This is a genomic window from Lysinibacillus sp. JNUCC 51, assembly GCF_015999525.1.
GTDB lineage: Bacteria > Bacillota > Bacilli > Bacillales_A > Planococcaceae > Lysinibacillus > Lysinibacillus xylanilyticus.
The window spans coordinates 1,316,822-1,342,529 of the sequence record NZ_CP065545.1; the positions used below are offsets into that span (position 1 = coordinate 1,316,822).

General features: G+C 39.0%; 25 protein-coding genes and 1 other annotated feature. Of the genes, 3 read left to right on the forward strand and 22 right to left on the reverse strand.

Annotated elements, in window-relative coordinates; all coding sequences use genetic code 11:
• Position 1: 1 nt before the first annotated feature.
• From carB to JNUCC51_RS06750, 10 genes are all read right to left on the reverse strand, one after another.
• Positions 2–3,199, reverse strand: a complete 3,198-nt coding sequence (carB, locus tag JNUCC51_RS06705; RefSeq protein WP_337991349.1) for a carbamoyl-phosphate synthase large subunit — start codon at positions 3,197–3,199, stop codon at positions 2–4.
• The gene (locus tag JNUCC51_RS06710; protein WP_337991350.1) at positions 3,192–4,292 is read right to left on the reverse strand and encodes a carbamoyl phosphate synthase small subunit; all 1,101 of its coding nucleotides are present in this window, start codon (positions 4,290–4,292) and stop codon (positions 3,192–3,194) included. Before JNUCC51_RS06710 ends, carB begins: the two co-directional genes overlap by 8 nt.
• Positions 4,292–5,569 carry a dihydroorotase gene (gene pyrC, locus JNUCC51_RS06715; RefSeq protein WP_337991351.1) on the reverse strand — a complete coding sequence of 426 codons (1,278 nt, stop codon included), beginning with the start codon at positions 5,567–5,569 and terminating at the stop codon, positions 4,292–4,294. Before pyrC ends, JNUCC51_RS06710 begins: the two co-directional genes overlap by 1 nt.
• A 1-nt stretch (position 5,570) precedes the next feature.
• Positions 5,571–6,449: an aspartate carbamoyltransferase catalytic subunit gene (locus JNUCC51_RS06720; RefSeq protein ID WP_337991352.1), complete on the reverse strand. Its 879-nt coding sequence runs from the start codon at positions 6,447–6,449 to the stop codon at positions 5,571–5,573.
• Between the two features lie 431 nt (positions 6,450–6,880).
• Positions 6,881–8,191 (reverse strand): uracil-xanthine permease family protein, encoded by a 1,311-nt coding sequence (locus tag JNUCC51_RS06725; protein WP_337991353.1) that lies wholly within the window; start codon positions 8,189–8,191, stop codon positions 6,881–6,883.
• Positions 8,192–8,211: 20 nt separating this feature from the next.
• The gene (pyrR, locus tag JNUCC51_RS06730; protein WP_049668361.1) at positions 8,212–8,754 is read right to left on the reverse strand and encodes a bifunctional pyr operon transcriptional regulator/uracil phosphoribosyltransferase PyrR; all 543 of its coding nucleotides are present in this window, start codon (positions 8,752–8,754) and stop codon (positions 8,212–8,214) included.
• A gap of 241 nt (positions 8,755–8,995) precedes the next feature.
• Positions 8,996–9,907 carry an RluA family pseudouridine synthase gene (locus tag JNUCC51_RS06735; RefSeq protein ID WP_337991354.1) on the reverse strand — a complete coding sequence of 304 codons (912 nt, stop codon included), beginning with the start codon at positions 9,905–9,907 and terminating at the stop codon, positions 8,996–8,998.
• The gene (lspA, locus tag JNUCC51_RS06740) at positions 9,904–10,383 is read right to left on the reverse strand and encodes a signal peptidase II (RefSeq protein ID WP_337991355.1); all 480 of its coding nucleotides are present in this window, start codon (positions 10,381–10,383) and stop codon (positions 9,904–9,906) included. Before lspA ends, JNUCC51_RS06735 begins: the two co-directional genes overlap by 4 nt.
• A 336-nt stretch (positions 10,384–10,719) precedes the next feature.
• The gene (locus JNUCC51_RS06745; protein WP_337991356.1) at positions 10,720–10,977 is read right to left on the reverse strand and encodes a hypothetical protein; all 258 of its coding nucleotides are present in this window, start codon (positions 10,975–10,977) and stop codon (positions 10,720–10,722) included.
• Entirely contained in the window at positions 10,940–11,062 is a 123-nt protein-coding gene (locus JNUCC51_RS06750; protein WP_337991357.1) for a hypothetical protein, read from the reverse strand. The genes JNUCC51_RS06745 and JNUCC51_RS06750 overlap by 38 nt, the downstream gene beginning before the upstream one ends.
• A 1-nt stretch (position 11,063) precedes the next feature.
• Between JNUCC51_RS06750 and JNUCC51_RS06755 the strand changes: the two genes are divergently transcribed.
• Positions 11,064–11,693 (forward strand): hypothetical protein, encoded by a 630-nt coding sequence (locus JNUCC51_RS06755; protein WP_337991358.1) that lies wholly within the window; start codon positions 11,064–11,066, stop codon positions 11,691–11,693.
• On the forward strand, positions 11,690–11,977 hold the full coding sequence (locus tag JNUCC51_RS06760; RefSeq protein WP_337991359.1) for a hypothetical protein: 288 nt from the start codon (positions 11,690–11,692) through the stop codon (positions 11,975–11,977). Before JNUCC51_RS06755 ends, JNUCC51_RS06760 begins: the two co-directional genes overlap by 4 nt.
• A 55-nt stretch (positions 11,978–12,032) precedes the next feature.
• Here the strand turns inward: JNUCC51_RS06760 and JNUCC51_RS06765 are convergent, their stop codons facing one another.
• Together JNUCC51_RS06765 and JNUCC51_RS06770 are read right to left on the reverse strand one after the other, a co-directional pair.
• Positions 12,033–13,553 (reverse strand): sodium/solute symporter, encoded by a 1,521-nt coding sequence (locus JNUCC51_RS06765; protein ID WP_337991360.1) that lies wholly within the window; start codon positions 13,551–13,553, stop codon positions 12,033–12,035.
• A 57-nt stretch (positions 13,554–13,610) separates the two neighbouring features.
• Positions 13,611–13,946 (reverse strand): hypothetical protein, encoded by a 336-nt coding sequence (locus JNUCC51_RS06770; protein WP_337991361.1) that lies wholly within the window; start codon positions 13,944–13,946, stop codon positions 13,611–13,613.
• Between the two features lie 237 nt (positions 13,947–14,183).
• Here JNUCC51_RS06770 and JNUCC51_RS06775 point away from each other — a divergent pair, with 237 nt between their 5' ends.
• Positions 14,184–15,362, forward strand: coding sequence for a helix-turn-helix transcriptional regulator (locus tag JNUCC51_RS06775; RefSeq protein ID WP_337991362.1), 1,179 nt, complete (start codon positions 14,184–14,186; stop codon positions 15,360–15,362).
• Between the two features lie 142 nt (positions 15,363–15,504).
• On the opposite strand, the gene ileS is transcribed toward JNUCC51_RS06775, so the two are convergent.
• The 10 genes from ileS to JNUCC51_RS06825 form a co-directional block, all read right to left on the reverse strand.
• Complete coding sequence (ileS, locus tag JNUCC51_RS06780) at positions 15,505–18,273, reverse strand: isoleucine--tRNA ligase (RefSeq protein WP_337991363.1); 2,769 nt, start codon at positions 18,271–18,273, stop codon at positions 15,505–15,507.
• Between the two features lie 262 nt (positions 18,274–18,535).
• Positions 18,536–18,758 (reverse strand) — a binding site (T-box leader).
• A 98-nt stretch (positions 18,759–18,856) separates the two neighbouring features.
• On the reverse strand, positions 18,857–19,381 hold the full coding sequence (locus JNUCC51_RS06785; RefSeq protein ID WP_132357526.1) for a DivIVA domain-containing protein: 525 nt from the start codon (positions 19,379–19,381) through the stop codon (positions 18,857–18,859).
• 95 nt (positions 19,382–19,476) lie between these two features.
• Entirely contained in the window at positions 19,477–20,265 is a 789-nt protein-coding gene (locus JNUCC51_RS06790; RefSeq protein WP_337991364.1) for a YlmH family RNA-binding protein, read from the reverse strand.
• A gap of 370 nt (positions 20,266–20,635) precedes the next feature.
• On the reverse strand, positions 20,636–20,917 hold the full coding sequence (locus JNUCC51_RS06795; protein ID WP_049668353.1) for a YggT family protein: 282 nt from the start codon (positions 20,915–20,917) through the stop codon (positions 20,636–20,638).
• A gap of 20 nt (positions 20,918–20,937) precedes the next feature.
• Positions 20,938–21,435: a cell division protein SepF gene (locus tag JNUCC51_RS06800; protein WP_134019084.1), complete on the reverse strand. Its 498-nt coding sequence runs from the start codon at positions 21,433–21,435 to the stop codon at positions 20,938–20,940.
• Positions 21,419–22,123, reverse strand: a complete 705-nt coding sequence (locus tag JNUCC51_RS06805; protein ID WP_443136977.1) for a YggS family pyridoxal phosphate-dependent enzyme — start codon at positions 22,121–22,123, stop codon at positions 21,419–21,421. Before JNUCC51_RS06805 ends, JNUCC51_RS06800 begins: the two co-directional genes overlap by 17 nt.
• A gap of 150 nt (positions 22,124–22,273) precedes the next feature.
• A complete protein-coding gene (locus tag JNUCC51_RS06810; protein WP_049668351.1) occupies positions 22,274–22,510 on the reverse strand; it encodes a PRC-barrel domain-containing protein in 237 nt (78 codons plus the stop codon).
• A 689-nt stretch (positions 22,511–23,199) separates the two neighbouring features.
• Positions 23,200–23,973, reverse strand: a complete 774-nt coding sequence (sigG, locus tag JNUCC51_RS06815) for an RNA polymerase sporulation sigma factor SigG (protein WP_049668350.1) — start codon at positions 23,971–23,973, stop codon at positions 23,200–23,202.
• 114 nt (positions 23,974–24,087) lie between these two features.
• The gene (sigE, locus tag JNUCC51_RS06820) at positions 24,088–24,795 is read right to left on the reverse strand and encodes an RNA polymerase sporulation sigma factor SigE (RefSeq protein ID WP_049668349.1); all 708 of its coding nucleotides are present in this window, start codon (positions 24,793–24,795) and stop codon (positions 24,088–24,090) included.
• A gap of 13 nt (positions 24,796–24,808) precedes the next feature.
• Complete coding sequence (locus JNUCC51_RS06825) at positions 24,809–25,642, reverse strand: sigma-E processing peptidase SpoIIGA (RefSeq protein WP_337991365.1); 834 nt, start codon at positions 25,640–25,642, stop codon at positions 24,809–24,811.
• Positions 25,643–25,708 lie beyond the last annotated feature (66 nt).

Sequence of the window (25,708 nt, forward strand, 5' to 3'; positions counted from 1 at the left end):
ATTAATGTACTACCTCCGCTTTTGGCATTTGTTCTGCTGTGAATGTCATTGATTCAATAACACGAACCATTGCTTCTGCTGTGTCTAATGAAGTTAAGCAAGGTACGCCATTTTCTACAGACTCACGACGAATTCTGAAGCCATCACGTGCCGGCTGCTTGCCTTTTGTTAAAGTGTTGACAACAAGTTGTGCCTCACCGTTTTGAATTAAATCGATTAATGTTTCACCTTTTGCACCGATTTTGCCAACTACATCTGTGCGTACGCCTGCATCTTCAAACGCTTTAGCTGTACCTTCAGTTGCGACAATACGATAGCCTACTGTTGAGAAGCGTTTTGCAAGTTCAATTGCTTCCTCTTTATCTTTATCGGACACAGTGAACAATACTGTTCCTTCTGTGCGAATTTCCATACCTGCTGCAACTAAACCTTTGTAAAGTGCTTTTTCTAACGTTGCATCTTTACCCATTACCTCACCTGTTGATTTCATTTCAGGTCCTAGTGTAATGTCAACGCGACGTAATTTAGCGAATGAGAACACTGGTACTTTAACGAAGACACCCTTTTGCTCTTTCGCTAAACCTGTTGGATAGCCTTGTTCTACGATTGATTTACCAAGAATCGCTTTCGTTGCGATATTCGCCATTGGAATATTTGTAATTTTACTTAAGAACGGTACTGTACGAGATGAACGAGGGTTAACCTCGATGACAAATACTTCGCCTTGTGAAATTACATACTGAATGTTCATTAAGCCTATGATGCCAAGACCTTTTGCAAGGCGAGTTGTATAATCCACTAACGTATCTTTTTGCGCTTGAGTTAATTTTTGTGGAGGGTATACAGAGATAGAGTCACCAGAGTGAACCCCTGCACGTTCGATATGCTCCATAATACCTGGAATTAATACATTTTCACCGTCACAAATTGCATCTACTTCAATTTCTTGACCAGTTAAGTAGCGGTCTACTAATACTGGATGATCAGGAGATGCTTCTACTGCGTTCTCCATATAATGTTTTAGTTCTTCTTGGTTGTAGACAATTTCCATCGCGCGTCCACCTAGTACGTATGAAGGACGAACTAGTACTGGGAAGCCTAAACGTTCACTAATCGCAAGAGCTTCCTCCGTAGATACAGCTGTTTGACCTTGTGGCTGTGGAATGTCCAAGTCACGTAATGCTTGCTCGAATTTATCTCGGTTTTCAGCACGGTCGATATCTTCAAGCGTTGTACCTAGGATTTTCACGCCATTGGCAGCTAATTTATCAGCTAGATTAATAGCTGTTTGACCACCGAATTGTACAACTACACCAATTGGTTGCTCAAGGTCGATAATATGCATAACATCTTCGATTGTTAATGGCTCAAAGTATAATTTATCTGAAATCGAGAAGTCAGTTGATACTGTCTCTGGATTCGAGTTAATAATAATCGCTTCGTAGCCAGCTTCTTGAATTGCCCATACTGAGTGTACTGTTGCGTAGTCGAATTCTACCCCTTGACCAATGCGGATTGGACCTGATCCAAGTACAACAACTGACGGCTTGTCTGATTTAATCGATTCGTTTTCTTCCTCATATGTTCCATAGAAGTATGGTGTTTCAGATTCAAACTCCGCTGCACATGTATCAACCATTTTATATACTGGGATAATGCCATTTTCTTTACGATATGCATATACTTCTTCTGGAGTTGTTTCCCAAAGCTCAGCAATTTTCTTATCTGCAAAGCCTAGACGTTTTGCTGTACGTAACACATCTTTATCGTTTTTATTGTCAGCAAGTGTTTGCTCCATATCTACGATGTTTTTAAATTTATTTAAGAAGAATAAGTCAATTTCTGACCATTCATGGATTTGCTCAATTGTTACACCGCGACGAAGTGCTTCTCCGATAAAGAATAGACGCTCGTCTCCTGCTTTGCGGATACGTTTTTCAATCCAAGAATCAGAGTTTTCTTCTGCATGTTTCAGCTCTAAGTGAACTTGACCTGTTTCAAGAGAGCGCACTGCTTTTAGCATAGCTTCCTCAAATGTACGACCAAGTGCCATTACTTCACCAGTCGCTTTCATTTGTGTACCTAGATTACGCTTTGCAGATTCGAATTTATCGAAAGGCCAGCGTGGAATTTTCGCCACGATGTAGTCTAGAGCTGGTTCGAAGCAAGCATACGTAGAACCTGTGACAGGGTTTTTAACTTCATCTAATGTTAAACCAACTGCGATTTTTGCTGCTAGCTTTGCAATTGGATAGCCTGTTGCTTTTGATGCTAACGCCGATGAGCGTGATACACGAGGGTTTACTTCGATTACATAGTAATTAAAGCTATATGGATCAAGCGCTAACTGTACGTTACAGCCACCTTCAATTTTTAGTGCTCGAATAATATCTAATGAAATATTACGTAGCATTTGGTTTTCTCGATCTGAAAGTGTTTGTGTAGGTGCTACTACGATAGAGTCACCTGTATGAATACCAACTGGGTCAACGTTTTCCATGTTACATACAACGATAGCGTTGTCGGCAGCATCACGCATTACTTCATATTCGATTTCTTTATAACCAGCGATTGATTTTTCTAGTAAACATTGTGTTACTGGAGAATATTTTAGACCAGATGTCACGATCTCCTCTAAATCTTGATCGTTGTAGCAAATACCGCCGCCAGTACCACCAAGTGTGAAGGCAGGACGAACGATTACTGGGTAGCCGATTTTCGCTACAAAGTTTTTCGCTTCGTCTAAGTTATGAATAATATCTGATTCAGGTACTGGAGCACCTAGCTCATACATTAAATTACGGAATAAATCACGGTCTTCAGCTTTATGGATCGCTTCTAATTTTGTTCCAAGAATTTCAATACCAAGCTCATCTAGAATTCCTGATTTATCTAATTCAATGGCCATGTTTAAACCTGTTTGACCACCAAGTGTTGGTAGGATTGCATCTGGACGTTCTTTACGTAAAATACGTGATACAAACTCTAGTGAAATTGGCTCAATATATACTTTGTCGGCAATTTCTGTATCTGTCATAATTGTTGCAGGGTTTGAGTTTATTAGGATAACGCGATAGCCCTCTTCTTTTAAAGAAAGACAAGCTTGTGTTCCTGCATAGTCAAATTCTGCTGCTTGTCCGATAACGATTGGACCTGATCCGATTACTAAAATAGTTTCAATATCTGTACGTTTAGGCATGTTGTTTCCCCTTCCCTGCTTCTACTTCCATCATTTCGATAAATTCATCAAATAGGTGATTTGAATCTTCTGGACCTGGTGATGCTTCTGGGTGATATTGCACTGTGAAAATTGGATATTTCTTGTGACGCACACCCTCACAAGTACCATCATTTAATGCGATATGTGTTATTTCTAAATCTGTATCTTTTAATGAATCGATATCGATTGCATAACCATGGTTTTGAGATGTTAAGTCCGTACGACCAGTACGTAAATCTTTTACCGGATGGTTACCACCTCTGTGACCGAATGGTAATTTGAAGCTTCGTGCACCACATGCTAGTGAGAAGATTTGGTGACCTAAGCAAATACCGAACATTGGCACTTTTCCGATTAAATTGCGTACGGTTTCAATGCCTTCTACTACGTCTTCAGGGTTACCTGGACCGTTTGACAGCATAATTCCATCTGGATGCCAAGCTAAAATTTCTTCTGCCGAAGTATTGTAAGGGACTACAAGTACATCGCAATCACGTTTGTTTAACTCGCGTAGAATACCGTGCTTCATACCATAGTCAATTAATACGACGCGTTTGCCACGACCAGGTGATGGGTAAGCTGCTTTCGGCGATACTTCACGAACATGATGAGTAATCGCTGGTGTTACCTGTAATTTTGCTACGACTTCATCCACATTCACTTCTTCATCAGCCGCTGTTAAAATAGCCTTTACTGAACCTTTACTGCGAATAATGCGTGTTAATTTTCGTGTATCAATTCCTTCAATCCCCGGAATATCCTTTGAAGTTAAGTACTCATCTACCGTTAAATCACAACGGAAGTTAGAAGGTGTTTTTGCTAATTCACGGACTACAAATCCACGAATAGCCGGTGTGATTGATTCAAAGTCATCACGGTTAATACCGTAATTACCGATTAAAGGGTAAGTTAACGTTACGATTTGTCCGTAGAATGAAGGATCCGAAATTGTTTCCTGATAACCTGTCATCCCTGTTGTGAATACAACTTCGCCTTGCGAAGCTCGCTCACTACCGAACGCTGTACCTGTAAATACTGTGCCATCTTCTAAAATAAGTAAACGTTTTTTCATTACTCTGCCTCCTGGTATACGATATTGCCTTCAAAAATTGTTAGCACTGGCCATCCTTTTGCAACCCAACCATTGAATGGTGTATTGCGTCCTTTTGATACAAAGCCTTCTGCATCAATTGTTTGCTCTTTATTTAAATCTATTAAAATCATATCTGCCGAAGCACCAACTTCTAATGTGCCATATGGTAAATCAAATATTTGAGCTGCCTTTACAGACATCCAGTCAATCAACTGTTTTAATGTCCATTTCCCTGTTTCTACAAACTGTGTGTAAAGCAGTGGGAACGCTGTTTCGAAGCCTACAATGCCAAATGGAGCACCAACCATACCACAGCATTTTTCTTCTACTGTATGTGGAGCATGATCTGTTGCGATACAATCGATTGTGCCGTCTAGCATAGCTGCGTGAAGTGAGTCTTTATCATCTGCTCCACGTAACGGAGGATTCATTTTCCAGTTTGCATCATCTGATGGGATATCCATTTCTTCAAGTAATAAATGATGTGGACAAACTTCTGCAGTGACACGAATACCCGCTGCTTTCGCGTCACGTACTGCACGGACAGATTCCTTCGTTGATACGTGACATACGTGGTAGCGTGCTCCAGCTGCTTCTGCCAGTAGCACATCTCGTGCAATTTGAACGGATTCACAAATCGATGGAATTCCTGGTAAACCAAGCTCTTGATTACGCTTCCCTTCATGCATCACACCGTCGTAAATTAATGAGTTATCTTCACAGTGCGCTACAACTACCACATCGTGCTGTGCTGCATCCTTCATTTGCTCATACATTGTTGATGCAAGCTGGATACCAACACCATCGTCTGAAAATGCGACAGCCCCGTGTGCTTTTAATTCTTCAATATTTGTACGAACCTCACCTGAAATGTCTCTTGTTAATGAACCGTATGGAAGTACTCGAATAACTGCACTTTCTTTAATAAGACCATTGATCAACTGCATATTTTCTACTGAATCTGGCACTGGTTTTGTATTTGGCATCGCACAAATTGTTGTGAAGCCGCCTTTTGCTGCTGATGCTGAACCTGTAGCAATTGTTTCTTTATGTTCAAAGCCTGGCTCACGTAAATGCGTGTGTACATCGACAAAGCCTGGTGCAACAACTAAACCATTTCCTTCAATAATTTCTGCGTCTGCAACATTTACGTTTTGACCTATTGCAGTAATTTTGCCGTTTGCCATAGCGATATTTACTGTTTGTAGCTCGCCTTGTTCATTTAGCATTTGTACATTTTGAAGAACCTTTGTCATGTTATTCTCTCCCCTTTAAAATTGTTTCAACAATAGCCATTCGTGTATAGACACCATTTCGAACCTGCTCGAAAATTCGAGAACGTTCGCATTCTACTAGCTCTGAAGCAATTTCCACATCACGATTGACCGGTGCTGGATGCATAATAATTGCCTTTTCCTTCATTTGTTTCTCACGTTCAATTGTTAAACCATACTCATTATGATAGCTCTCTTTTGAGAAGCTTTTATTAACCTTATGACGTTCATGCTGCACACGAAGTAACATAATCACATCGCTTATTTCGATTAAATCATCCCAAGAATGATGCGCTTCGAAACTGCCTGCCCACTCTTCTGGACAAAGGAAATGAACATTTGCCCCTAAGCGCTGTAACGCTAAGGCATTCGATTTCGCTACACGGCTATGGCTTATATCTCCAGCGATTGTCACATTCAACCCTTCAAAAGAACCAAACTCTTTTCTGATTGTATAAAGATCTAATAATGATTGAGACGGATGCTGACCAGTGCCGTCACCTCCATTAATAATTGACACATTGATGCCTTCAAGTAGTTCATTGTAATATGCATCTTCCTTTGCGCGAATGACTACTGCGTCCATACCAATCATTTCTAACGTCTTTACCGTATCGTACAATGTCTCTCCTTTAGTGACGCTTGAAAAGCTAGCATCAAATGGAATCACGATACAGCCAACTTTGCGCTCTGCCATTTCAAAGCTTGTTTTCGTGCGCGTACTTGGTTCGAAAAATAAATTTGCGACGTTGTATGGGCGAGATAATGATGATGCTTCACCATTCTCAAAAGCTTGCGCTCGATCTAGAATGTGGTTAATTTCTTCATTTGTTAAATGTTCCATCGATAATAAGTTCTTCATCATGTACCTCCACTGGGTTGTGTTTCATGAACGTTATGTATAACGTTCGCTAAAATCAATTTCGCCTTGGCGTAATTGTTGCTGTCGCTACGTTAGCTCTTCGCTTTCGCACAGATAAACAATGCGTCCGGATTTTGAATTGTGCTAAGGCCTGCAGGATGCAGGTCAGTTAGCCGTTTTCGCAGGATGCGAAGGTTTTAGGCTAACATCCTTATATCCATTCCTTTCAAAATCCGTGACATCCGCCGGAGGCTTTATCTTCATTCATCTCACCTTCAGGGGTGGGATGAATGAAGATAATAAAAGCCTCGTTGATGTCATCAACGAGGCATAAGGAGGCGTGACAAACTACAGCAGGATACACCCCTACTTCTAGCTTATCTACAACTTCCCTTTTTTTGCCTCTCTGGACAATTCATTAAAAGGTACTTCTATGAATTTTTATTTTGATTGTACTGTACTGGTATATCCGCTTCTTTTTTACCTGGTAGAATGGCATTTAAAACAACACCGATAATCGCTGCTAACGCCATACCTTCAATACTTAGTGATTCTGAAATGACGAACTTTGCACCACCGATGCCAATGACTAAAATAACAGAGGCAATGACCAAGTTACGACTATTCCCAAAGTCGATATGATTATCAACTAACATTCGTAATCCACTTGCTGCAATGATACCGAAGAGCAAGATGGAAACCCCACCAAGTACAGCTGTTGGAATCGTTGCAATAACTGCCATTGCTTTCCCGAAGAATGATAGTAAAATTGCTACGACTGCTGCACCCGCAATGACATACACACTGTACACACGTGTGATAGCAAGGACACCGATATTTTCACCGTAAGTTGTTTTTGGTGGACCACCGATTAATGCACTAATAAATGTTCCAATTCCGTCCCCTAAAAGTGAACGATGTAAGCCAGGCTCTTTAATATAATCTCGATTAACAACTTTTCCTAATACTAACTGGTGACCAATATGCTCTGAAATAGTTACGATAACGATTGGCACCATTGTTAGAAGTAGCTTTGTTGTGATATCAAAGTCATAGTGAACACCTGGAATTAAGAAGTCAGGTAGTGCAAAGAAATCTGCTTTGGCAATTGGTGAATAATCAACAATGCCGATAATCATTGAGTAAATATATCCTACGATTAAGCCAATTAAGATTGGCATTGTGCTTAAAATACCTTTAAAGAATATCGTGAAAATAATGGCTGTAAATAATGTCACTAACGCTGCTGAGAAGTGTAAAAAGCTATATTTACCATCAACATTCATCGCCATATTTACCGCTGTCCCTGATAATCCAAGACCAATTACCATAATGACTGGACCTACTACAATCGGCGGTAAAATTTTCATAATCCATTTATAGCCGCTCTTCCAGATGATTAGCGATACGATACCATATGTAATCCCGACTGCCATCGCACCAATCATCGCATGACCTGGATTTACACTTGTACCATCTTTATTTAAACCACCTGCGGCAAGTAAAATCGGTGCTATAAAGGCAAAGGATGAACCTAAATATGCTGGCACCTGAAATTTCGTAATTAATAAGAAGAACAGTGTAGCAATCCCACTTGTTAAAAGGGCAATTGCTGGACTAAGACCAACCAACTGAGGAACTAAGATCGTTGACCCAAACATTGCAAACATGTGCTGGAAACTTAATGTCACTAGTTGGACTGGAGTAGGTTTATCCTTAATATCTAATACTGCATTTGACATAATGTTTCCTCACTTTTTAGTTAGTCTTCTTTAAAAATGATGACGCAATCTTCTCCGTCTACCTCTTGTAAATTTACGACAATACGTTCTGCTCCAGACGTTGGAACATTTTTGCCGACATAATCAGCTCGGATTGGTAGTTCTCTATGACCTCTGTCGATTAGGACTGCAAGTTGAATTTGTGCAGGTCGCCCTAAATCCATTACTGCATCAAGTGCTGCGCGTACTGTACGCCCTGTGTATAGTACATCATCGACTAAAATAATTTTTTGATTAACGACCACATCATCAATATCTACTTGCTCAACATGTGCCTGTTCATTATCATGCTTTGTCGTTAAGTCATCTCGATATAGGGTGATGTCTAGCTCCCCCGTACGGATCGGTTTGCCTTCAATTTTTTCAATTCGTTCTGCAAGGCGTCTTGCAAGAAAGGCACCTCGTGTTTTAATACCAACTAGAATACATTCATCGATTCCTTTATTGCGTTCAATAATTTCGTGTGCAATGCGTGTTAACGCTCTTGCCATAGATGGGCCATCTAATAATTCATTTTGTGCCATGTAAGTTTCCTCCTCTCTTTTTATATATTGTTGGTCATGTGTCCATAAAAAAACCTCTCAAGGCGAATGGCCTGAGAGGGTTATATACGTGTTTAAATAGTATGTTGAAAAATTTGCAGCACAAATTTTTTACAACACATTCACATGTACCTTCTCAGCCTCTCTGGACTGTCATTAAAGGTGAATATTTAGTTAAGTTGTTCATTCACTTCCGTTAGTATAGACCTTCTTTTACTATACGTCAATGACTATTTCTTAAATCATTTAATAATTGTTCATAATCAGCAGGAATTGGTGCTTCAAACTGCAAATATTCACCTGAAGTAGGATGATCGAAGCCTAATACACCCGCGTGTAACACTTGTCCACCAAAGTCTATTGTCTTTTTTGGTCCATATTTTGGATCACCAACAAGTGGGAAACCAATATAATTCATATGCACACGAATTTGATGAGTTCGTCCTGTTTCTAAGCGACATTCTACAAGAGTGTATTCACCAAAGCGTTCGATAACTTGGAAGTGAGTTACTGCATGCTTCCCTTTATCGACAACTGCTTGTTTTTGACGATCTTTTTGATCGCGACCAATCGGTGCATCAATTGTTCCTTTATCATGTGCAATATGCCCGTGAACTAGCGCAGTATATTTACGTGTCACTGTTTTATTGACTAGCTGATTCACTAACGATTCATGAGCTGCATCATTTTTAGCAACCATTAATAATCCTGATGTATCTTTATCGATACGGTGAACAATTCCTGGTCGCATAACACCATTAATGCCCGATAAATCCTTACAATGATACATTAAGCCATTTACAAGAGTACCTGTCATATGTCCAGGCGCCGGATGGACAACCATGCCCTTTGGTTTATTTACAACAAGGACATCTGCATCTTCATAAACAATATCAAGATCTAAGTTTTCAGCAATAACATCTAATGGCTCCGCTTCGGGTACATCAATTTCTACAATATCCCCTACTTTTACCTTATACTTCGCCTTGACAGTCTCTCCATTTACTTTGACAATACCCTCAGTAATCCAATTCCCAATTTGTGTACGTGACCACTCTGATTGCACACCCGAAAGCGCCTTATCAATGCGCTCTCCCTGTTGTTGTTCTTCCATTGTATATGATACTTGCGTCATTCTTTCACCTGTTTCTTTCCTTTTTTATCTTCAACGATTAAGCCAATCATTAGTATCACTACCGCCATTGTTAAAGCAGCATCTGCAATATTGAAGATTGGGAAATCATAATTAATTACCGGAATTAAGACATTCACAAAATCGACCACTTCACCTCTAAATATACGGTCAATAAAATTACCTATAGCTCCGCCTAATAAAAGCATTAAGCCCACTTGAAAAAGAGGTTTACCTTTAGCCTCTTTATGATAAAAGTATAGGACTGCACAAATCACGCCTATCGTGACAATGCTAAATAACCACATTTGTCCTTCTAGCATCCCCCATGCCGCTCCTCTATTGCGATGAGACAATATCCCAAACCAAGGATCCCATACTGAAATTCGTTCTTGATACTCCATATTTTTCACAATTAGCCATTTTGTCCACTGATCTAAAATAACTACGAATGCGGCCAATCCATAATATTTATACACAGACACTCCTCCGTTCGCTCAACATCTAACCTATTCTACCATAACAGCCCATCTCAGAATAACTAATATAGCATGAAAATATGGATCAATACTTTATGTGGGGTAGATTTCTGCTAGATTTGGCGGTTTCTTGTGGGTGCTGGCTGAGCTATCCGTCGTTTTTCGACTTTGTATCCGTCTCTACTGGCTTTCTTCCCGTCGCTCTGACCTTTCTATCCGTCTCTTCGGCTTTTCCTTCCGTCGCTTTGACTTCTATCCGTCGCTTTGGCCCTTCTTTCCGTCGCTCTGACCTTTCTATCCGTCGCTTCAGCTCTTCCTTCCGTCGCCCCGGCCTTCCTATCCGTCACTTTGACTTCTATCCGTCGCTTTGGCTTTTCCTTCCGTCGCTTTGGCTCTTCTTTCCGTCGCTTTGGCTCTTCTTTCCGTCGCTCTGACCTTTCTATCCGTCGCTTCTGCTTTTCCTTCCGTCGCCCCGGCCTTCCTATCCGTCACTTTGGCTTTTCCTTCCGTCGCTTTGGCTCTTCTTTCCGTCGCTCTTACCTTTCTATCCGTCGCTTCAGCTCTTCCTTCCGTCGCCCCGGCCTTCCCATCCATCGCTTTGACTTCTATCCGTCGCTTCTGCCTTCCCATCCGTCGCTTTGGCTTTCCCTTCCGTCGCTCTGGCTCTTCCTTCCGTCACCTTGGCCCTCCCTTCCGTCGCTCTTATCTTTCTGTCCGTCGCTTCAGCTCTTCCTTCCGTCTCTACTGGCTTTCTTCCCGTCGCTCTGACCTTTCTATCCGTCGCTTCGGCTTTTCCTTCCGTCGCTCTGAGTTTCATCCATCGTTTTGGCCTTTCTTTCCGTCCCTTTGTCGGCTCTATCCACGATTTTGTCGGTTCTATCCACGATTTTGACTACTCTATCCACGACTTTGACGATTCTATCCGTCTCTTTGGCCTTTCCTTCCGTCGCTTCTGCCTTCCCATCCTTTTCGCTTTGGCTTTCCCTTCCGTCGCTCTGACTCTTCTTGCCGTCACCTTGGCTCTTCTTTCCGTCGCTCTGACCTTTCTATCCGTCGCTTCGGCTTTTCCTTCCGTCGCCCCGGCCTTTCTATCCGTCGCTTCGGCTTTTCCTTCCGTCGCCCCGGCCTTCCCATCCGTCGCTTTGACTTCTATCCGTCGCTTCAGCTCTTCTTTCCGTCGCTCTGACCTTTCTATCCGTCTCTTCGCCTCTTCTTTCCGTCGCTCTGAGTTTCATCCATCGTTTTGGCCTTTCTTTCCGTCTCTTTGTCGGCTCTATCCACGATTTTGTCGGTTCTATCCACGATTTTGACTACTCTATCCACGTATTTGACTGCTCTATCCACGAATTTGACGATTCTATCCGTCTCTTTGGCCTTTCCTTCCGTCGCTTCAGCTCTTCCTTCCGTCGCTTTGGCTTTCCCTTCCGTCGCTCTGGCTCTTCCTTCCGTCACCTTGGCCCTCCCTTCCGTCGCTCTTACCTTTCTATCCGTCGCTTCAGCTCTTCTTTCCGTCGCTCTGTTTTTTATCCGTCTCTTCCGCTATCCTATCATCACTTTCGTTCCTACAAAAAAAGCTATTGCCATCACATCATAAGTAATGGCAATAGCTTTTCAATTTTTATTCCATGTGTTATACAGATACAGAAGTTTCAGGCTGTTTCAGACTCTTTTGAATGCACACGCTTCATGAAATCATTGACATCAGCTGGTACTTTTCTATCTAATAATGACACAATAACTACGGATAAGAAGCCTACTGGTACTGTCACTATGCCTGGGATTTTAAATTGCAGGAAGCTTGGTAATGTTCCTGGTAGAAAAATCATCCACATGGATACGCCCAGACCAATGAGTAAACCTGCAATTGCTCCTTTTTCTGTCATGCCTCTCCACCAAATACCTAAAATAAATATTGGTGTAAAGGTACTCGCCGCAACAGTAAAGGCTAGTGCCACTAAATGTCCAATGGATGCATCCTTTACTAGTAAGCCCAATGCCCCGTATAAAATACCTAATAAAACAATTGCTACTTTCCCTGCAATTACTCGTTGTTTTTCTGTAATATCCTTTTTCATTATGCTTGCATATAAATCATGGGCTAATGCACCTGAGCTTGTAATAAATAACCCTGACAAATTCGAGAATATGGCCGCAAATGCGCCTGCTATGACTAGTCCAAGCAGCCATTTACCTCCTAGTGCCAGTGCTGTTGTAGGAATAACCATATTGTTTCCGCCAAGTACTAAATCACGCATTACTTCCTCACTTGCTGTACCTGAGATAAAAATAGAACGACCTACAACACCTAAAAATACAGCTAATAAGAAAAACGTACTGGCAATCCCAATCGCCATTAATGCTGATTTCCGAGCCGCCTTCGCACTTGGATTCGTATAAAATCTTAGTAATATATGTGGGAGACCAATTGTACCTAAAGCTAAACCTATTGTCATACTGATGGTTTGCCAAAATGTCAGGAAATAAAAGCCTGTTCCTGTCCATGCAGCACCATCAAAATTAATATCATTTCCATCAAGTGCATATGGTGAGGTTCCTGCAATCGGACCGCTGAATGAATTGATAGCAGCTAAAATCTTATCGTAATGCAAACCACTATACATTGCTGCAATCAACATAACAACAAACGCACCCAGGCGAATCCAAAGCTCTAAAGCCTGGTTGATTGTCGTTCCTTTCATACCGCCTATCCCTACATAGAAAACCATTACAATACAAGTAAAGATGATGCCAACTTCATATGAAGTTCCAAAAAACATACTTAAAATTTGTGCTGCCCCTAATAATTGTGGTGCTGCATAAAAACCAGAAATCGCTAAAACTACAGCTACCGCTACTAGCCGTGCTCGTCTACTATGAAAACGATAGGCTAAAAAATCAGCAACAGTAAATGCTCCAAAACGTCTTAACGGACCTGCCACAAAAATCGCTAACAACGTTAATCCAATGGAGAAGCAAAATGCATAATAAGCACCATCATATCCTAATTGAAAAGTTAAACCAGCTATCCCAAGAAATGTAGCTGCGCTTAAATAGTCTCCTCCAATTGCTGAACCATTTGTAAACCATCCAAAACTTCGTCCCCCAACAAAGAAATCGGATGCCGTCGCATTTCTTTTCGTTAAATACGTAATGTATACAATTGTTCCCATTAAACATCTTCGGTTCTAATAGAGCTTTCATCATTCAACATACCCCCTTAGCAAAAACTACTTATTTAGTATTTCGTATTTCTTTAGGCGTTTTTCGTACAATGCTGTATGCACATACGCAATAATAAAGGCCATTAACATCATAACGACGGTTGTTACAAACCATGTAACTGTCATACCACCCCAAATTTTCTTGAAAGCAAGCTCTGGAGCAAACCAGTTCATAACTGGAATACTAAAAATTAAAATGAAATAAAATACCGTTAGGCTAAAACCTGTAGTAAACTCATCTTTCATAATTTTGTTAGTAGTTGCATCTAATGGTGGAAGATTCTTCACATCTACAGTTCCAGCTTCCACGTAATCATAATCATGACTCCCTACTTCTGCCATACTTCAACTCCCCCTTTCTGTGTAAGTAAATAATTTTCTGAAATTTCACATTATTATTTACTACAATTATTCTATTCTATTTAATCTATAAAATAGTTACAAAATATTGCTGTATTAGTACAAAAAAATGCTATTTTAAGTTAAAATATTTTTATCATTTTCCATTTTTAATAGAAAGGAGATGTTAGCATATTAAATATTGTTTGGTACATTGAAAATTCAAACGAAAAACAACAAATGGACTACTGGTTAGAAGAATTTCTACCTAATACTTTTATTAACTGTGAAGAACCCAAAACAGAAATTTCAGCCATCATTGTCTATGAAATTAACCGTCTATTTGACTGGGTAAAGATAAATCGGTTAAAAAGAAATTATCCAAACAATATAATTATCCCTATTGTTGCAGAACACCTTACTTACTCAACTGGTATAGCAATTGAACTAAGTTTGCCTGCACTTCTTATAAAGCCATTACAGAAAACAAAATTTCTACGAGTTATTAAAAAGCTTTATACATCCTACAAAGAAAAACAGGCAAGTACTCTTACAATGCTTGAGTTATCACAACAAATTACGCAAGACCATACTTCACCCTTCCGAGAAGCTTTTTTAAAACGACTTATACGAGGAGAGGTTGAAAGTGAGCAGGAAATAATCCAGTCATCATCTTTCTTATCGAGGCATTGCATCCCAAATATCGTCTTTTTAATCCAGGGCTATATAGATGTGAATGAAGGTGGACCTATCCCTCATGATGCTAGTAGTGTTATAACAAATGTGTTTCACCAAAACTTTGCTAGTAAAGCACCTCTATCCTTTTTACATTTTGAACGTTATTTACTGTTACTTATGCGCATTCCTAATGAATACACATCATTTAAGCATTGGTCTGAGGGGGGAGCTTGTTTACTTGAGGTTATAGAAGTATTGAAAAAAGATTATGGTATACATCTTTTTATGGGGATTGGTGGAGTTTTTCAGGATGCCATGCAAGTTAAGGAATCCTATAGCCAAGCTCGAAAGGCACGGAGGAAACCGCCCGTTCATAGTATTCATATACGATTTTATGAAGATTTAACAAAGCAAGAACAACTTCAAAAGGCTATTCAATATATCGAGGATCACTATGATGAGCAACTGACGATCAGTGATGTTGCCAAATATATCAATTTTAGTGCTACTCATTTTAGCCGATTGTTTAAAAAAGAGACTGGTCGCAATTTTGTGGATTACGTAGCCTTTACACGTATCATCAAGTCACTGCCGTATTTACGAAAATACGATTACACCATCGAAAAAATCTCCTTCATCTGTGGCTTTAACACACCTAATTATTTCAGCCTGACATTTAAGAAATATGTCGGTATATCCCCGACAGACTACCGCAATACGCAAGAAATTTTATTTAAATAGTTCAGAACACATAAATGAAGAATACAATTCGCTCCATTACAAAAAAAAGAATCTGCTAGACCTCAAAAAACGCAAGCCCCCCACATAAAGGAGACTTGCGTTATTAATTTTATAGAATGCAGATTCTTATTTACAGTTTGTATTAAGCGTAATATTTTTCTACAACTTCCGCACAACGCGCACATACTGTTGGTTGTGCTTCATTTGAACCGACTGTTTCTGAAATAGACCAGCAACGCTCACATTTTTCACCTGTTGCCTTTTCTACAACAATCGATGCATGTTCTAGAGCTAGTGCATCTGAAGGTGCAGCTTCAATTGATGCTACTTCAAAGGCAGAAACGATTGAAAGCTGTGCAAAATCAATGCTTGCATCACTTAATAATGCCGTTACATCTTCTTTTGCATAAACTGTCACTTTCGCTTCAAGTGATTTACCGATTGTTTTTGCATTACGAGCTTCCTCTAATGCTTTTAAAATATCATCACGAACATCAATAATTTTCACCCATTTTGCACGTAGACTTTCGAAGTTTTCATGTTCATCTACCTCTGGGAAGTCTGTTAATTGTACAGATACCTCTTCTACAACACCTTGAGCATGTAAGTAAGACCACATCTCGTCACTTGTATGAGGAATAATAGGTGACATCACTTTTACTAATGTCATTAATGTGTCATAAATAACTGTTTGCATCGCACGGCGATCTTTGTTGTCGTGGCCTTCAATGTATACAACATCTTTTGCAATATCTAAATAGAATGAAGATAATTCTACAGCAACAAAGTTATTCACTGCATGATAAACAGCTGCGAAATCATAGCGATCATATGCAGCACGTACAGTTTTTAATACATCCTGTAAGCGCATATAAACGTACTGATCCATTTCACGAAGATCTTCATATGCTACTCGATCTTTCGTTACATCGAAATCAGCTACATTTCCGTGTAAGAATCGGAATGTGTTACGGATTTTTCGATAAACCTCAGATACTTGCTTCAACATATCCATTGAGATACGAACGTCAGCTGTATAATCTACAGAGGCAACCCATAAACGAAGAATATCTGCTCCGTATTGATCCATAACTTTTTTAGGGATAATTACATTCCCTAAAGATTTACTCATCTTACGACCTTCACCATCTAGCACGAAACCATGTGTTAATAGTCCCTTATATGGTGCATAGCCATTAATAGCTACAGAAGTAATTAATGATGAGTTGAACCATCCACGGTGTTGGTCAGAGCCCTCTAAATATAAATCAGCTGGATATTTCATTCCACGTTCTACTAGCACACCTTGGTGAGAAGAACCTGAGTCAAACCAAACGTCCATAATATCGTTTTCTTTTGTAAATTCACCGTTCGGGCTACCTGCATGTGTGAAGCCTTCAGGTAATAATTCTTTTGCCGTTTTTTGGAACCAAATATTTGACCCATGTTCACGGAATAATGCAGAGATATGAGCGATTGTTTCTGGTGTAATAATTGGCTCTCCATTTTCAGCATAGAAAATTGGAATTGGCACACCCCATGCGCGCTGACGTGAAATTACCCAGTCCCCACGGTCACGAATCATATTATAAAGACGAGTTTCACCCCATGCAGGTGTAAATGCCGTTGATTTTACAGCCCCTAGTAACTCATCACGGAATGCATCTATTGACGCAAACCATTGTGGTGTTGCACGATAAATAACTGGTTTTTTCGTACGCCAGTCATGTGGATAAGAGTGTGTAAAGAAGTTAAGTTTTTCTAATGCGCCTACTTCTTTTAATTTTTCTGTGATTAATTTGTTTGCATCATTGTAGAATACACCTTCAAAACCAGGTGCTTCATCTGTATAGCAGCCGCTATTATCAACAGGGCTAAGAATTGGTAGACCATATTGCTTGCTAATATGATAGTCATCTTCCCCGTGTCCTGGTGCTGTATGAACACAGCCAGTACCCGCTTCAGCAGTTACGTGCTCGCCAACCATCACAAGAGATTCACGGTCATAGAATGGATGCTGCGCTACAATTCGATCTAATGCGTCACCTTTAATTTCTTGAACAATTTCATATGCTTCCCACTCAAGTTCGTTAGCAACTTTTTCTAATAATTCTTTTGCAATAATGAATTTTTTATCTGCAACTGCAACAACCACATAAATAAATTCAGGGTTTACAGAAATCCCTAAGTTTGCTGGAAGTGTCCAAGGTGTTGTTGTCCAGATGATAATTTTAGCATCTGCTGGGACAACCCCTTTAGCATCTTTAAGCGCAAAGCTTACATAAATAGAAGGCGATTTAATATCTTTATATTCAATCTCTGCTTCTGCAAGTGCAGATTCAGATGATGGAGACCAGTAAACTGGTTTTAAACCTTTATAAATATAGCCTTTTTCAGCCATCTTTCCGAATACTTCAATTTGACGTGCTTCAAATTCAGGCTTTAATGTAATATATGGATTTTCCCAATCACCACGAACACCTAAACGGCGGAATTGTGTACGTTGGTTGTCGATTTGCTCGTAAGCATACTCCTCACATAATTTACGGAATTCAGCAACAGACATTTCTTTGCGTTTTACACCTTTGTTCGTAAGAGCTTGCTCAATTGGTAAACCATGTGTATCCCAGCCTGGAATATAGTTAACATGGTAGCCAGTCATAGAGCGATGACGTGTAATCATATCTTTCAGTACTTTATTTAAAGCATGACCGATATGGATATCACCATTTGCATATGGAGGTCCATCGTGTAACACATACTCAGGGCGTCCTTCTGTGCGCTCCATCTGTAATTTATTAATGTCCATCTCATTCCATTTTTCTTGCATTTTCGGTTCATTCGCCGGTAAGTTTCCACGCATTGGGAAATCTGTTTTTGGCATTAATAAAGTATCTTTGTACTCAACCATTTTTCAATTCCTCCTTTATTTTACAAACAAAGAACATATGCACTAAGGCGCTAATTCACATACGACAGTTATTAGGCTCATCACCATAACGTAGGATTGACTTCAGTTCCGACTGGGCGCGTTCTTGGGGCGTGCGATTATGCCATTCCTAAGTTCTAGTTATTGGCAAAATAAATACATTTCAACAACAAAAGTATTGTCCACACGAACAGAAATGGAAGCCTCCCGCCATTTGAACATAAAAAAAAGCCTCTCAATCCCTCAAAGGGACGAGAAGCTTATACTCGCGGTACCACCCTAATTGTAGCACAAAATTGCACTACCACTCTTAAAGCACGTTAACGTTGTGCATCACGAAATAACTTACTGCATTCAGTTATTCTAGCTCAGAAGTGATGTTCATTGTTATTTGCTTGTTCGGGCTCACACTATCCCCAAATCGCTTAACTACGCCTAACAAATACTGTCTTCGTCTCCGCCTGTTTTGCATATGTGTTCAAAATAATTACTATTACATTAGTATATGAAAATCATACAATCACGTCAAGTTTCACTTATTGCGTGCTCATGTCTATAAAAGCGATTAAACTTGATCGGCTTCCTGTGCTTCTTCAACAGATGCTTGAATTTCAGTAAGGTCAATATCATATTGTAACAAATGGTCCCAATCGTCTGCATTTAGTAAATCCAGTTGTGCCTCTACAAGCATTTTAAAACGATTACGGAATACTTTAGATTGCTTTTTCAGCTCATCAATTTCTATTGTTACTTTTCGAGCTTTTGTTAAAGCCTCATTGATAATACGATCAGCATTTTTTTCTGCTTCCTTTACAATGAGTTTAGCCTCTTTTTGAGAATTTCTACGTACTTCATCAGCCGCTTCTTGTGCAACAACAATTGATTTTTGTAATGTTTCCTCTAATGAGTTAAAATGTCTCGCTTGTTCTAAGGAAATTTCTAGTTGTCTGTCTACTTCCTTTTTTTCACGTAACAAAATTTCATAGTCTTTAATAATTTGATCTAAAAATTCATTTACTTCATCTTCAGCATAGCCCCTGAAAGATTTAGTAAACTCCTTATTATGTATATCAATAGGTGATAATGGCATACGATCCTTCTCTCCTTTACATGTACATTCGTACTTTCTATTATACAATTGTTCCAACAACTTAGCAGTAAAAATTAATGAAATTTACTTGGTTTTTAGCTTTTTTGGGCCAATCGACCGATTTGCAAACGAATTTTATCTTTTTTTGTACGACCTTCAGTCATCATAATTTTTATTCGACCGCTTCCACGTACAGATAAAATATCTCCTTCTTGTAATTCAAAAGCAACTGAATCCCGTTCAGTCCAATTGACACGTACCTTTTTACCTGTAATTAATGCTTGTGCCTTCTGACGAGAAATCTTTAAAACCGTTGAGATAATCACATCTAAACGCATAGATGAAACAGTATGAGATTCTTCTAGCCACTCATCCTCGTTTTGTAGCAATGGTTCCGTTTCTTTAATCGATTCTACATGTACCTTTACTTTACCGATGCCTGTTAAATGTAAGCGTACATATTCCGCTACCTCATTCGCTACTACAAATTGTACTTGATGGTCATTGACACGAATATCACCGAATTTGGCACGATCCAAACCTAAAGATAACAAAGCTCCAAGGACATCTGGATGACGTAATTGGACAAATTTCACAGGATATTGAATCGTAAATATTGTAAGCTGAAAATCTTCCTCCATAGGCTCATAATAAGTAGGATAAACCAGCATGCGTTGTCTTTCTGCATCATCAAAGAGCCCGGCACTAGCTGTTTTTAATGTGTCATTCTGTCCAATTATCGATGCAACAATAAAGCGCTGTCGAGGATCCAGAAAATCAGTAAGCTTTGGAGCATATCGATCCTCTACCTCATGCTGCCAGCCCACAACCTGTTCAATAAAAGGCTGCTCATCTTTTCTAAAATGCTGTATTAAATGCTCCATATAACTTCACCTCTATTATCTCTCTTTTACTAGTTCAATTTCATTGGTATTTTCAGGATTTTTTTAAATAGGCTCATAACTATAACGTGTGTTGATTTCTGTTCCGGTTGGAGGCTTTATGCTGTCGCTTTGCTTTCGCACAAAACAAAGCATCCAGGGGGCGTCCGAGACCAATCAACTTATATACATAGCAAACGTTATCTCAGTTTTTTTTATTCAATATGTACTTGACTTCACATTATACGCAAGCAGTACCATTTATACGGGGATAGGAGAACTTCGAGAATCATCACTAAATCGTTAACCAACTATCTTTGTTAAATAGTATTCCCCATAAATAAAAAATCCCCACCGTTCGTGAGGATTTCTTTTAAGCAAACATCTCGTATATTTTTAATATAACAATAAAAAGCCCTTTTTGAATATAATTAAGCAGGAATATTGCTACAATAGGTGAAATATCAATCATGCCAATTGGCGGGATGAATTTTCTAAAGATGGCAAGATAAGGTTCGCATACTTTTGCTAATAAACGTCCAATTGATGAGTTTTGAACAGCTGGCACCCAAGACATTAAAACATATGCGACTAACATTAGTGAGTAGACATAAAATGCTATTGACACATACTTCAAGATTAAATAAAAAGTCATATAAACTACAATCCTCGCTATTAATTATCGTCTAAAATAAAATTCGAAATTTCGCCAGACACTTCTACATTTTCAGGTGTGCATAGGAAAATGTCTTTTCCGATTCTTTGAATATCACCGGCAAGTGCATAAACTGTGCCACTTAAAAAATCAATAATCCTTACACCTTGCTCTCGCTCAATACGCTGTAAGTTGACGATTGTTGCACGCTTATTTTTCAAGTGTTCAGCAATGTCCTGTGCTTCGGCATAAACTCTAGGTTCAACTAATACAACTTTTGCACCTTTGGAATTCATTGCTGCTTGTAAACTTACAATGTTGTTTGTAGGTGTTGTACTCTGCGGAAAAATTTCCTGAACAGGTGCCTTACGCTCTTTCATAACTTTTTTAGGCTTTACTGATTGAATCTGTTGCTGTTGTTGTACGGGTTGTTGCTGTTGAATAGGAGCTTGCGTGATTTCTTCTTCTAATTCTTCCTCAAGATAAAAGAAATTTTTAATTTTATTTTTCATGCTCATCCTGTTCCCCTCTTTCATTTCCAACAAGAGCCGTTCCAACTCGAACAAATGTAGCCCCTTCTTCTACCGCAATTTCAAAGTCATTAGACATGCCCATTGATAACTCGGTACAAGGTGCATGCGCGAATCCTTGCTCGGCTATTTGCTGTTGACATTGTTTTAATTGCTTAAAAACAGAGCGAATAATTGTATCCTCATCTGTATTTGGTGCCATCGTCATTAAACCAACAACTTGAATTTTTGTGAAATCCTTTATTGATTCAATAAAAGGCAGAACTTCTTCAATCGATAAACCATGTTTCGCTTCTTCGCCTGAGACATTAACTTGTACAAAACATTTGACAGGTTTGTCTGCTCTTTTTTCAATTTCTTGTGCTAAACTCAAGCGATCTAATGAATGTAAATAATCAATACTGTTAATAACTTGTTTTACCTTACGTGTTTGTAAAGACCCGATATAATGCCAATGTACATCAGCTTGAATCGCGTCAACTTTACAATTTAAACCTTCAGGGCGGTTCTCTCCTAAATGCATAAGCCCTGCATCAATTGCTTCTTGTGTTCTTTCTACAGAAACTTCTTTTGTCACTGCAATAATTTGAACTTTCTCTGTTTCACGATTTGCATGTTTTTTTGCTGTTTGTATAAGATCATTAATTTTCTTTAAATTTGTTATGATTTTTGTCACTGTTTTTCCCAACTTTACAACAATAGTTTCTTTTATTGTAACAAGCAATGCTTGAATTATCAATGAATAGCCTGACCTATGTGAAAGTACATTTTACCCTCCCAACGCTTAAAATTGCTTAATTTTTTATATGCATAGAAATTTTGCTCTTTAGGATAATGCTTTCACTAAGATTACATCTTTTCCAACTACAAGTACATCTTTCATATACACTTTTCTAACAGATTCTTCTCCGCGAAAAAAGCCTAGATATTTACGAGGCTCTGCAATCATAAAAGCCGTTACATAGCCTGTTTCTTTGGATACCTCTGCATCTACAACAAATCCTAAAAAGCGTCCATTGCCTGCTTCAATAACTTCTTTTTGCTGTAACATTGAGAAACGCATTTTATCCCTCCCTAACTAAATCAATTACTCTCAACATCGTTTTATCTCAACAAACTATGTTTTCTCTTTATATTTATGTGTTTATTGTTGTTTAAATGAAAATGAAATGATCAAGGAATCTCTCTTTGGCAAAAAAAGAGGTAATTTCCGTTCCAGGCTACTCGCTTTGTCGCTGACGCTTCGCTTTCGCACAGAGCAAAGCTTCCTGGGGGCGTCCGACGAACCGCTTGGGCCAACAGATGTTTTTTGCACGAAAGCGAAGCGGCAGCAAAAGGGATTCATTCTGTGCTAAAGCGTAGTGCAACGAAGCGACAGCAACAGCACCGATGTTGGTCACAAAGGCGTTATCACAGGATGTGATGCTCTATCTATCGCTGAATCCCCAAGGAGTTGCCTAGTCTCCACTCCAATCAACTGATTCACGCCACAAAATAACATACAAATTTTTAGTTTTATCAGAAGGCTTCCAGGAATTATCGACCAACTTTTGAATTTTATCGACTAACTTTCACGTTTTATCACCCAACTTCTGAATTTTATCGACTAACTTTCGCGTTTTATCACCCAACTTCTGAATTTTATCGACTAACTTTCGCGTTTTATCACCCAACTTCTGAATTTTTCACACATACTTTCTTATTCATTGACAAAATTAAAATGCGCACCGAGAATTCGGTGCGCATTGGTTTTTACTTATAATCTTTCTGCATTGTTTCAATTGCATTTTTTTCTAGACGTGAAATTTGCGCTTGAGAAATCCCCAATTCTTTTGCAATTTCAGTTTGTGTCTCACCGTAATAAAAACGCTTTGCAACAATCATTTGTTGACGATCATCTAACTTTTGCAAACTTTCCTTTACTGACACGTAGGCCACCCATTGATCTTCCGATACATCATCATCACGTAATTGGTCCATCATATAAACAGCGTCTCCACCGTCCGAATAAATGGGTTCCTGTAAGGAAACTGGGTCTTGAATGGCATCTAAAGCAAATAAAACATCTTCCTTTTTCATATCAATCATTTCAGCAATTTCTTCAATCGTTGGTTCTCGTAAATTATCGGTTATCCATTGCTCTTTTGCCTGCATCGCCTTATACGCAATATCTCTTAGAGAACGAGAAACGCGTAATGCATGATGATCACGCAGATGGCGACGAATTTCACCAATGATCATCGGTACAGCGTATGTTGAAAATCGTACATTATGCTTCAAATCAAAATGATCAATGGCTTTCATGAGGCCAATACAGCCTACCTGAAATAAATCATCTGCCTGCTCACCCCTGTAGGCAAATCTACCGACAATACTAAGCACTAACCTTAAATTGCACATTACAAGCTCTTCCCTAATCTCAGTTTCTCCAGCTTGTAAACGAATGAATAATTCCTTCATTTCCTCGTGCTTTAAAATTGGCAAAGTCGATGTATCTAAGCCGCAAAGATCTACTTTAGTTCGCATATTCGATTCCTCCGGATGTTATTCTCTGACTAAACCGTTACATCAGTTTGTCCGAGAGAAACGAGAATATGCACAAAAGCTACGACCAATTTTAGGTAGGGGGAATTTCCCTCTCTAAGATATTGGCTGATTCAGATTTTCACGTAAATCTTGAATAATTTTCTTCTCTAATCGGGAAATATATGATTGCGAAATTCCTAAATGATCAGCAACTTCTTTTTGAGTCATTTCAATTTTCCCATTGAGACCAAAACGACATTCCATAATATATCGTTCACGCGCACCTAGTAAATTAATGGCATGAAACATATGTTGACGCTCAATTTTCTTCTCTACATTGTCTAAAATAATATGCTCTTCAGTTCCTAAAATATCAGACAATAACAACTCGTTTCCATCAGCATCGGAGTTTAATGGTTCGTCTAATGAAACTTCACCCTTCATGCGACTTGTTTTACGTAAATGCATCAAAATCTCATTTTCAATACAACGAGACGCGTATGTGGCAAGCTTAATATTTTTATCTGTATTGAACGTTTCAATCGCCTTTATTAAACCGATAGAGCCAATACTTATTAAATCCTCAATCGGTGTACCCGTATTATCAAAACGTCTAGCAATATAAACAACAAGACGTAAATTACGTTCAATTAGTGTATCTCTAGCTCGTAAATCACCATTCATAAAGGATGCAATGACTGTAACTTCTTCTTCTCGACTTAGTGGCACTGGCAATGAATCATTTCCCCCTATATAGTACGTTTCACGACTCCGAAACTTACTCCAAAATTTTTTCAAGCTAGCAAGTAGCCTAAGAAGCAATAGTTCTCCCCCTCTATGAGTTATTTGAAAGCGCTGAAAAATGTAAAATTGCTGCTGTGCTATGTGGAAAATTTTTAGCTTTTTTTGTTAAAACGATATATTCATTTGTTTTCACTTGTGAGTGCTCCCCTTTGATATGCCACTCTTCAAAGCGAAAACCTAATACAACCGATTGCTGTTGTACTGTATTAACATGAATAAATCGAATGTAACGCTGATAATCTTCTGAAAACATGGATACATTATACGGATCGGTTTCTTGCCATTCTAATAATGATTTGCAAAATGCTGCAGGTAAATGTGGACGTAATGCTGAATAAGAGACAAAGTGAACAGGTTTTCCTGATAGTGGCTCAATCGCTTGATTTCCCGTATCTACAAATGCAGAAAGAGGTATCTTTACATTAAAAATTTTTAATGTCGTTTCAAACACAAACTGACCACTTAACCGCTCAAGCTTTACAAATCCCCATTGCTTATAAAAAGCAACTAGATTACCAACAGCTAATAGTAGGCAAATAATAATAAAATGGACAACGGAAAGATTCTTTAAATACGGTTGTAATGCTGTTAATAATCCACCGATAATGATTGTTGCTGTTAAAACTATCGGTCCTTGCTTTTGAAAGCTTCGAATCTTGAAACGAAAAGCTAGTCCGATTAGTAAGATAAAGCTTAGTAGCGTCGTCCACAGCATTTGTCCACCAATTACAGCTACAAAACTACTACAAATAGAACTCATTAATAATCTCGTGTTCTTTACAAAAACCCCTGTTACTTTTGCTGTAAACTTGAGTATCGCTAGATTAAAAAGTGTATTAATGAGCACCAGCCATTCTCCATACATAACAGCCGCCTCCTACATACAAAGTTAGCATGTTACTCCCACAAATATTGTCAAACAATCGCATCA